Below are 9,317 nucleotides of genomic sequence, written 5' to 3'. Positions count from 1 at the left end.
AAATCCAGGATACGCCAAGGCTTCATGCATCAAATAATTTTTTCTCTAGTGAGCACTTGCAAGCAGGTATAAATACCCTGCTGAGCACCTTGCGTAAATACAATGTCGTTGGTATCGATTTTAATGTGTTTGGACGCTAACCAAGTCGCAAACACTTGTTTGTGTTTCTGCACGCCTTGAGGCGCGTACGTCATGACTTCTTCAACGGCGTTAAGGTCTAAAGCAAGCTCGTTTAATGCATTCTTTACTAGCGTCTGCTGACCAAATATTGGCTGCATACTGGACGCAAAATCGTATTCTGTTAAGAAAGCCCCTTTTTTCTGTGATCTTGGTAAATTCACATAGGTTCCAGCACCCAACTTCGCGGTGACAAGACCTTTTTTTTCTAAGAGATCATAGGCTCTCGTTACCGTGCCATGCGTAATCATCAATGCGTCTGCAAGCAGCCGTTGCGCGGGTAATTTATGCTGGTCTGGTAACTCTCCCACTAACATAGCTTGCTCAATCAACATTGCCAGTGCTTTATATTTTGGCTGAGCCAAACTGGCCAGATCGAATGTTTCTTTACTGACTTTCCAAATTGTATTCATAACAATAAATAAATTGCCCATAATTGTATTGTGTGAGAATCTCTAAAAGTACAATACAGAACAAATTGTATTGATACAATGACTAATTGTATATTTACTTTTTTGGGAATTAACTATGTATACCGCTTTACTAGAACTTGCTCCCGCTCTTATGCTTTTTTGCTTAATAAGTACGTTAACACCTGGGCCAAATAATATTTTATTAACGCATTCAGCCGCCAACTTTGGCATTAGAAAAACCCTGCCGCATGTATTGGGTATTCGCATTGGCATGACCTTATTGCATATCACCATTTTATTAGGTTTAGGCGAATTATTTAAGCATTGGCCTTACCTACATCAGGTATTTACCTTTATTGCTGCAGGTTACATCGTCTATATGTCAGTAAAAATCATCTTCGCAAAAGTACGAAATATGAACAGTAAGCTGCAGCCTATGGGGGTATTCCAAGCGGCGTCTTTTCAGGTGATCAACCCTAAATCTTGGGCCAGCTTGATTACTGTCAGCTCTGCGTTTACGTTAGCAAACGATCTATTTTGGCCCTCAGCATTGTTCGGTATTCTGATGCTTAATCTCGCTACGTTACCCGGTACCTTTATGTGGATGACCATTGGCAAGTTAATCTCAGCGAAACTTCAAGATCCTAAGTTTAACCAGATGTTTAACGCCATCATGGGAATACTGTTACTCACTACACTGCCGATGATTTTGATTTAGTAATAAGCGGTTTCATAGCAAAAAATACGTCACGCTAAGCGTTTTAACAAACCAAGCGTGGCCTCTATGAAACCCTGTTTTCAAAATTAGCCTACTTACTCAAAAATAGCGCTACCTGTATACGAGTCTATTTCCTTACAAATATAATTATCGACGACATCGTTAAAACAACGCAAAATCATATCTATCAATTTATGGTAAAAGAACATTTTATTTTGGGTGCAGCATTTGCTTTCGCCTCTTTTGAAAAGGATATTTTCGTGAACCTAGCCCCAGACTTAAACCAACTTCAGCGCATCACGCTTAATAGCTCACAACTTAAGGTGAATATTTTGACCTTGGGCGCCAGTATTCAATCTGTCTACCTTAACGGCTACGAGCACTCTCTAGTGCTAGGGTCATCTAAATTGAATGATTACCTTCACGCTGCAAAATATTTCGGCGCGGTCGTTGGAAGAGTCGCAAATAGAATTAAAAACGGTCACGCTGTGATCGATGGAAAAACCTATCAGTTACCGCCAACCTTGCCAGAAACACACCATTTGCACGGAGGCCCAGCTGGATCCGGCAGTAAAAACTGGTCCATTATTGAACAAGCAGACGACATGGTACAACTGCAAACGAAGCTTGCTGATGGTGAAATGGGGTATCCGGGCAACATGGTCGTCGATGTGTTTTATCGGTTGCTGGATAGCACGTTAGAGATGGAAATAAAGGCCACCACCGACAAACTGACCATTTGTAATTTTGCAGGACACAGCTACGTTAATCTTGATGGCACAGGATCTATTCTTGATCACCAACTTTGCATCAAAGCTGACCACTACTTACCCGTCGATGCAGGATTGATCCCTACTGGCGAAGTGACGCCGACTGCTGGCAGCGTGTTTGATTTTAATCAGCTACGCACGATAGGTCGAAATGACTACCCAGAACTCGACACTAACTTTTGCCTTGCTCTTGGTCATCGCGCTGTGCAAACCGTTGCAACACTAAAAGCGCCTATCACGGGGCTCTCATTGAACTATCAAACGACCGAACCAGGATTACAAGTATACGATGGCCGACATATCCATCTGGACGCTAACTCTAATATTAATACAGGCGAACTGAACGCATACGCTGGTCTTGCTTTAGAGGCACAACATTGGCCAGATGCGATTAACCAATCACATTTCCCACCCATTTTACTTGCGCCTGAAGACACCTATCAGCAAGTTACTCGTTACGTGTTTTTTTGATCCAGAAAGCTTTCAGGATCAAAAAAATAACAAAGAAACATAAAAAAGGGCGGGTTCTATGTTTAATAATAGAAATCCGCCCCTTTAAACTCTGTATGTGAGTATTATTTATTCAGTACGAAAACGCACGACCATCGAATGTAGCTCTTTACTCAATTGATCTTGCTTCTGGCAAAGTTTCGCAACGTCTCCTGATATTCCCGAAACACGATACGCAGACTCACTGATGGTGTTGATGTTTTCATTAATGCCTTCCGTTACAGCACGTTGCTCTTCGGCAGACGTGGCAGTTTGCAATGTCATATCACGCATTTGCTTCACAACTTGTTCGATCTGTTCGAAGGAGTCCAAAGCTTGATCAGACAAACTGATGGCACTTTCAGATTCTGCCAAACTCGTCACCATAGAATCCGAAGCTTGCTTGGTTCTATTAGCAAGCAGCCCTAATATGCGATTAATTTGCTCAGTCGACTCTTGCGTACGTCCAGCCAATGTCCGTACTTCATCGGCCACTACCGCAAACCCTCGACCTTGTTCTCCAGCACGAGCAGCTTCTATTGCTGCGTTCAATGCCAACAAATTAGTCTGTTCTGCAATACCCTGAATCGTCGATAGAATCTGATTAATATCGGCAGTTTCTTTTTGCAGCTCAATAATAATCTGATTAGATTCTTTTAATCGTGTCCCTAAACGGTTCACCCCTTCTGAGCTTTTCATAAGAAGGCTTTTCCCAGCAATGGTTGTCTCTAAGCCTTTTTCAGAAAATTCCGCAGAATGACTGCAGCTTTCCGCCGCTTCGTTAGACGCAATCACCATTTGCTGTCCAGCCTCAGCAATCAACTCAATAGACTGCAATTGCTGCGTAGTAGACAGCGCTACTTCATTCGCTTTAACAGCGGTTTCTGCGGCAATCTTATCGATTTGCATGCCTGACTCTTTAATACCAAGAATTAACTTGCGAGTAGACTCAATAAATTGATTAAACCAATTAGACAGTGTGCCTGTTTCATCATTAGTATGAATGTCAATTTTGGACGTGAGGTCTCCCTCTCCTTCAGCCAATGTACGCAAGTGATTAGAAACAGACTGAATTGGAGTGATGAGGCTTTTCGCCATCAAATAAGCAACAATACCAAACACAATAAGCAGCAACACACACACAATAGCAGTCGTCTTAATCAATTCATTTGTGCTGGAATAAATCTCAGACGCGGGCATTAAACCAATAAACTTCCACTTAAGGTTTGGAGAGGTATACACATTAGCGTAGTAATCAACACCATCAAGTTGAAAGTTCGTAACACCATCAGACGTACTCGCAATTTTTTGATAGGCGTCAATGTCGGCTATGTTTTTAAAATTATTATCAGGATGAAGCGCATCGACTAAAATAGTTCCCGTCTTCTCGATGACCATAAGACTGCCCAGCTCACCCAGCTTCGTTTTGTTCGCCATTTCCGTTAGCGTTTTGATCGATACATCAACGGCAACAACGCCACCAATATCATTGCCTTTTTTATACGTTCGAACAGCAGAAACATAGACAGCATCATCGGGCTCCCAATAATAGGCATCGCGCAAAGCGACCTTACCTGGATTCTCCATCGCCCTTGTGTACCAAGCGCGCTGCTTAGGACTCCATTCTGCGTATTCATATGTTCCTGGCCATTCTAAATAACCATCACTGTCATCGCCCATGTAAACATAAACAAAATTAGGATTGTTATTACCGATTGCTTCAAACATATTAAAAATAGAGGCTTCACGACCGCCATTCTGTTCGGCTATTTTACTCGGCGCTTTTCCTTGTTTTTCATGATAGGTCGTTAATGGTTTGGCGTCTGGTGCAGTGACTGATTCACTTTCAGAAATAAAACCAACAACATATTTGATATCACTCATAAATTGATCAAATGTTTCCTCAACAGCGCCTAAGGTTTGTCCGCTGTTTTTAGAAAAGCTTTTTAACGCTTGGTCTGATGCAAGAAAAGCCGTAATTGAACTGACCACTAAGACAGGTAAGACAGTGGCGATTGAAAATGCAATCAGCAGTTTCGTTTTTATTTTCATAAAATCCATCCAATTATTGAAAACATTCACTGACTTATTATCAGCAATATTAAGTAGATATTAAAATACACTTACTGATATGACAGGTCATCGTCAGTATTTTTTATATTATTCAAACGATTTCTATTTGATATTTGTATTCCCTGCCTACTACTTTGTTTTCCATATACATACATAAAATACGACATTACAAACGTATAAACCATAGCCAAACTACAAAATGTAACGAATATAAATGGACCAATAAGTCCAATTTTTTAGTCATGATGTTTTTTCAGAAAGGCGTTTTTTATTCATTAAAATAAACGTAAGCGATAAACTTAGATGAAAATTTATCGCTTACGTCTTACTAAGAATTAGCCATTAGGACATGTTTCAAAAGAGGAAGGCATTGGCACTGTGTACTTTTTAACAATGCACTTCCTAACTAAAAACTGCCATAACACTAGACACTTCAGGTAAGACCGTCGTGTTGTCTTTTTGCATTTCGGTGCAAAGATCTTTTACGAAAGGAGTTTGCTCTGGATAAGCTCGTAACCAAGACAATACAGTCGCCTGTACTTCGACCAAGCTTTGGTCTTGAGTGACAGGGGCGCCAAGAGCGATAAGCCTTTCTTTAAAATCGACCTCGTCGATCAAGTCTACAATCATCATATTACATACCTATAAACAGACAATCTGTTCAATCCATAACCAGCAGGACAAACAGCTTATACCTAAACGGCCACTTAGCGTACCACTTTCTCTTCTAATAAAAGGTCAAAGATGGCATGCGCTTTTTCAGAGGACGTTTCGTTTTTCATTACTTTGCCACCAGAACCAACCGGCTTCGCTGTCGCTGCCTTCATTCGATCCGCCGCGGTTTTTGCTTTAACCACCTTTAAACGCTTAGGCCGAGGCTTAGCCGCGCCAAGCTGCCATTGGCTCGCTACTTCATCTACAACGCCATCTACATCGACTATTTTTAGCTCTGCTCTTAGCCCCGGACCAAACGCAGTTTGTCGAGCTTCTTGGGCAGCATTGTCCACACTGGCAATAAAAGGCAGTTTAACGGTTAACGCTCGGCGCTGACCCCGAGGTAAAGCCAATAACACTTCAGCTTCTCCTTCATTGATACTAATAATATCTGCAATACGGGGCACTAAAGGCCAGCCTAATTGCTCAGCTAATAAGTACGGCAACATGCCAGATGATTCACCGTTTTCTGCGCGCACACCCGTTAAAACAAGACTAGCCTGATTTTCTTGCAAAAATGCAACCAACGCAGGTACAGCATCACAATCACTCTTTTGTGCTAATACCGTCAGAGATGGCAAGCCCATCCCCGCGTATTGTCGTAATACTGGCTCTTCAGCATTTCCCGCGTGCACCACAGTTAATGCTTTGTTTGCAAGTTTTAAGCCCAGTTCAACGGCTCGACCATCTTGATCTGCACGACGAGACCGACCTGACTGAGGATGACGGCCTACCGACACCAAAGACACTACGTTGGTATTAAGCGGCATCGCTCTTCTCCTCTTGTCTTTTAGATAACGCATATTGTTGCGCAAGTATCGCCAGCTCTTCCAATATCGCTTCACTGTCGGCTATCACTGCCAAATCAGCGCGCTTTACCATGTCACAACCGGCATCAGTGTTGATCGCAATCACCTTGTCGCATTGCCCAATACCCTGCATGTGCTGAATAGCACCGGAAATACCCACGGCTAAATATACTCGAGCCGTCACCCACGTGCCGGATGCACCTACTTGGCGATCACGCGGCATAAAACCATCGTCCACTGCCACACGGCTGGCGCCTTCTGTTGCACCTAGAGCTGCCGCCGTGGCATGGAACTGATCCCAATTGTGAATACCATTGCCTGCCGAGAGAATAAACTCCGCTTCCGCCAACGGCACCGCGCTTGAATCTACGGCGATTTGCCCTTTATCTAACAATCGACAATCTATTTGAGCCACTGACTCTAATGGCAAAGGCAATGCCTGATGGCGTGTTTCATCAATCGCATCAGCACACTCTTCCATCAGCGTTAAGATACGTGGCGTGTCACGCAAAATATCCTGACTACCAGACGCACAACGACTAATGGTTTGTGTCCCTTTCACTTGCCATGCCTGTGAAGCAAGACGTTCACCCAAGCGTGCCGCTAAGCGACAGGCGAGATCCGTGCCACCATGAATACTGTCAGGGAACAGCCAATGTTTCGGTTGATATTGAGTTTCTATCTGCTCTAACGCAGCCAATCTAGTTTCTGGTGAAAAGCCTTCAAACGCACCACCTGCAAGATGAATAATACGATCTACACCTGCCAAATCGAATTGTGTTTCTTTGCTTTCACCAAAACACACCAGCACAACAGCACCGCTCTTTTTCTCTGGCAAGGGTTCCGTGACAAGCTGATGAGCCAGACCTAAAATATCTTTATCGTGACCGGTCAAGCGACCACCTACCATGTCAGCCACAACCATAATGTAGAAATCTGGGTTTTCCACAATATGCAAAGGCAATTGAACGGCTTGAACCTCTGTAGTACGTTTTTTACCAGTTATCGCACCAGATACAGCATTTATTCTGTCTATGCGCTTAATGCCATTCGGGCCAATAAATCCGACCCCATGTGGATTCTTACGAAGCAAACCAGACGGGCCACGAACTTCGGCATGTCCGCCTAACAACATATCTTTATGTAAAGGATGCAGACGATTACGAGCAATCCATTCTGCTCTTGGGTCTCGTCGTAGCCCATTATCCGAAGAAAAACGCTCTGAAGAAAAATCACTCATTAGTGCATCTCCTCTCTAAGCTGTCCGGCTAATATTTCAGCGATGTCTTTTACCACTGGTCGAGGCTCCACAACGCCCTCAAGCATCGCAGTACACTGCTGACAACCCACTGCAACCAACTCTGCGCCCGTGCTTGTTACGTCTTCCATACGCATGTCAGCAATGCGGCGTTCACCCGGAATATCCGTAATTGGTGCGCCACCACCACCACCACAACAGCGTGAACGATAACCAGATCTTTCCATTTCTGCGATATCAATACCCAAGCTAGCAAGCAACTCTCGTGGTGCTTCGTATTCGCCATTATAACGACCAAGATAACAAGGGTCGTGATACGTCACCTTGCCGCCGCTAAAGGGATTTAAATTGAAGCGGCCTTCTTTTACTAAGCGATTTAAAAACGTCGTATGGTGTAAAACTTCTACGTCCTTTAACGCATCCGAACCAAAGTCACCGTATTCATTTTTCAAACAATGGAAGGCATGAGGGTCTGTCGTCACTATTTTGTTAAAGCGATATTTTGACAACGTGGCTAGGTTGCGATTCGCCAAATTTTGGAAGGTTGCATCATCACCTAAACGTCTGGCCACATCGCCGCTGTCTAGTTCCTCATCACCCAAAATGGCGACGTCCACATTGGCCGCCTTGAGCAATTTTACGAAAGCACGAAGAATCCGCTGACTGCGCATATCAAACGCACCATCAGATACCCAAAACAACACATCGGTTTGTTTTACGTCTTTCATCACATTTAAGTTTTGATCTGCTGCCCAATGCGTACGGCTTGCTGGCGAATAACCATTCGGATTATCCGTCGCGATAATATTTTCCAGTACTTGCGCACCTTTGTTTGGCGTTTCGCCTTTTTCTAGTGTCAAGAAACGACGCATATCAACAATGGCGTCCACATGTTCGATCATCATCGGACACTCTTCTACGCAAGCACGACATGTAGTACATGACCAAAGCGTATCTGTACTGATCAACCCGTTAGTAATAATCTGGTTAGGCGCACCTTTAGCTTTACCAACTTCAATACCTGGGTACGCACTGCCAGCGTACTTTTCATCAGTACCACCAGCAAAACCCACCACCATATCTTGAATAAGTTTCTTTGGATTAAGTGGTTGACCCGCTGCGAACGCAGGACAAACCGCTTCACAACGACCACACTGCACACAAGCATCAAAGCCTAATAATTGATTCCATTTGAAATCCGTTGGTTTCGCAACACCATGCGATGCTTCGCCTAAAGCAGCAGGTTTCAAACCAGTAGAACGACCACCACCAAAGCGTTCTGGACGACGATGAAAAGCAAGATGCAAAGCCCCCGCAAAAGCGTGCTTCATCGGCCCGCCCCATGTCATGCCAAACAGCATTTCACTTAAGCTCATTAAAATAAGAACAGATAATACAAGCGTAAGTATCCAACCACCCGTCCCTTCAGGAAGGATTCCTGCAGCAGGCAAAGTCAACACAAAAAAGGTAATAGAAAAGGTAAGCAAGCTTTTTGGCAAGCGCATCCATGGCCCTTTAGAAAGGCGTGATGGCGGATTCATTCGGCGCTTATAAACAAACAATGCACCACAAAACATCAACATTAAAGCCGCTAGTAGCGTCCAAGCAAGAGTTTCGCTCTTAACGCCAAATAGGTGAACAAACACCACTAACACCATTGCTAAGACGAAACCACCACCCGTTGCAACATGAGTACGAGACATATACTTATCTCGTTCTACAACATGGTGAAGGTCGTGCAAGTAGCGTTTTGGCATCGCCAGCAAACCTGCCAGAATGTCGACTTTTTCAGCCTGTCCTGCGCGCCATAAATTCATGCGGCGAACAGCACCAATCCCAGCTAGCACAAGAAGAACACCAATCAAAGTTGGAGGTAACCAATCAAGAATCATGATG

8 protein-coding genes are annotated in these 9,317 nt (G+C 43.8%); 2 read left to right on the top strand and 6 right to left on the bottom strand.

The features are described 5' to 3' along the window. Positions 1–29 precede the first annotated feature (29 nt). Positions 30–590, bottom strand: coding sequence for a GntR family transcriptional regulator (locus M3I01_RS06065; RefSeq protein WP_255894768.1), 561 nt, complete (start codon positions 588–590; stop codon positions 30–32). A 115-nt stretch (positions 591–705) separates the two neighbouring features. Between M3I01_RS06065 and M3I01_RS06060 the strand changes: the two genes are divergently transcribed. Continuing rightward, a complete protein-coding gene (locus M3I01_RS06060) occupies positions 706–1,308 on the top strand; it encodes a LysE family translocator (RefSeq protein WP_255894765.1) in 603 nt (200 codons plus the stop codon). A 260-nt stretch (positions 1,309–1,568) separates the two neighbouring features. Further along, positions 1,569–2,549 (top strand): aldose epimerase family protein, encoded by a 981-nt coding sequence (locus M3I01_RS06055; RefSeq protein WP_255894764.1) that lies wholly within the window; start codon positions 1,569–1,571, stop codon positions 2,547–2,549. Between the two features lie 108 nt (positions 2,550–2,657). Here M3I01_RS06055 and M3I01_RS06050 read toward each other — a convergent pair whose 3' ends face one another. The 5 genes from M3I01_RS06050 to M3I01_RS06030 all read right to left on the bottom strand — a co-directional run bounded on the left by M3I01_RS06050 (position 2,658) and on the right by M3I01_RS06030 (position 9,313). Next, positions 2,658–4,619, bottom strand: a complete 1,962-nt coding sequence (locus M3I01_RS06050) for a methyl-accepting chemotaxis protein (RefSeq protein ID WP_255894763.1) — start codon at positions 4,617–4,619, stop codon at positions 2,658–2,660. Between the two features lie 423 nt (positions 4,620–5,042). Continuing rightward, complete coding sequence (locus tag M3I01_RS06045) at positions 5,043–5,273, bottom strand: hypothetical protein (protein WP_255894762.1); 231 nt, start codon at positions 5,271–5,273, stop codon at positions 5,043–5,045. A 74-nt stretch (positions 5,274–5,347) separates the two neighbouring features. Beyond that, positions 5,348–6,124: an electron transfer flavoprotein subunit beta gene (gene etfB, locus M3I01_RS06040; RefSeq protein ID WP_255894761.1), complete on the bottom strand. Its 777-nt coding sequence runs from the start codon at positions 6,122–6,124 to the stop codon at positions 5,348–5,350. After that, positions 6,114–7,403, bottom strand: coding sequence for an electron transfer flavoprotein subunit alpha (gene etfA, locus M3I01_RS06035; RefSeq protein ID WP_255894760.1), 1,290 nt, complete (start codon positions 7,401–7,403; stop codon positions 6,114–6,116). Before etfA ends, etfB begins: the two co-directional genes overlap by 11 nt. Further along, positions 7,403–9,313, bottom strand: coding sequence for a (Fe-S)-binding protein (locus M3I01_RS06030; protein WP_275564974.1), 1,911 nt, complete (start codon positions 9,311–9,313; stop codon positions 7,403–7,405). Before M3I01_RS06030 ends, etfA begins: the two co-directional genes overlap by 1 nt. Positions 9,314–9,317: the final 4 nt, after the last annotated feature.

This window comes from Marinomonas maritima, from assembly GCF_024435075.2.
Classification (GTDB): Bacteria; Pseudomonadota; Gammaproteobacteria; order Pseudomonadales; family Marinomonadaceae; genus Marinomonas; species Marinomonas maritima.
This window is presented reverse-complemented; position numbering and strand designations above follow the sequence as displayed.

Bases quoted from the DNA above. Each gene is read 5' to 3' on its own strand.
- etfA (WP_255894760.1), bottom strand. From the start codon at position 7,403: ATGAGTGATTTTTCTTCAGAGCGTTTTTCTTCGGATAATGGGCTACGA.
- M3I01_RS06050 (WP_255894763.1), bottom strand. From the start codon at position 4,619: ATGAAAATAAAAACGAAACTGCTGATTGCATTTTCAATCGCCACTGTC.
- M3I01_RS06030 (WP_275564974.1), bottom strand. From the start codon at position 9,313: ATGATTCTTGATTGGTTACCTCCAACTTTGATTGGTGTTCTTCTTGTG.
- M3I01_RS06045 (WP_255894762.1), bottom strand. From the start codon at position 5,273: ATGATGATTGTAGACTTGATCGACGAGGTCGATTTTAAAGAAAGGCTT.
- M3I01_RS06065 (WP_255894768.1), bottom strand. From the start codon at position 590: ATGAATACAATTTGGAAAGTCAGTAAAGAAACATTCGATCTGGCCAGT.
- M3I01_RS06060 (WP_255894765.1), top strand. From the start codon at position 706: ATGTATACCGCTTTACTAGAACTTGCTCCCGCTCTTATGCTTTTTTGC.
- etfB (WP_255894761.1), bottom strand. From the start codon at position 6,124: ATGCCGCTTAATACCAACGTAGTGTCTTTGGTGTCGGTAGGCCGTCAT.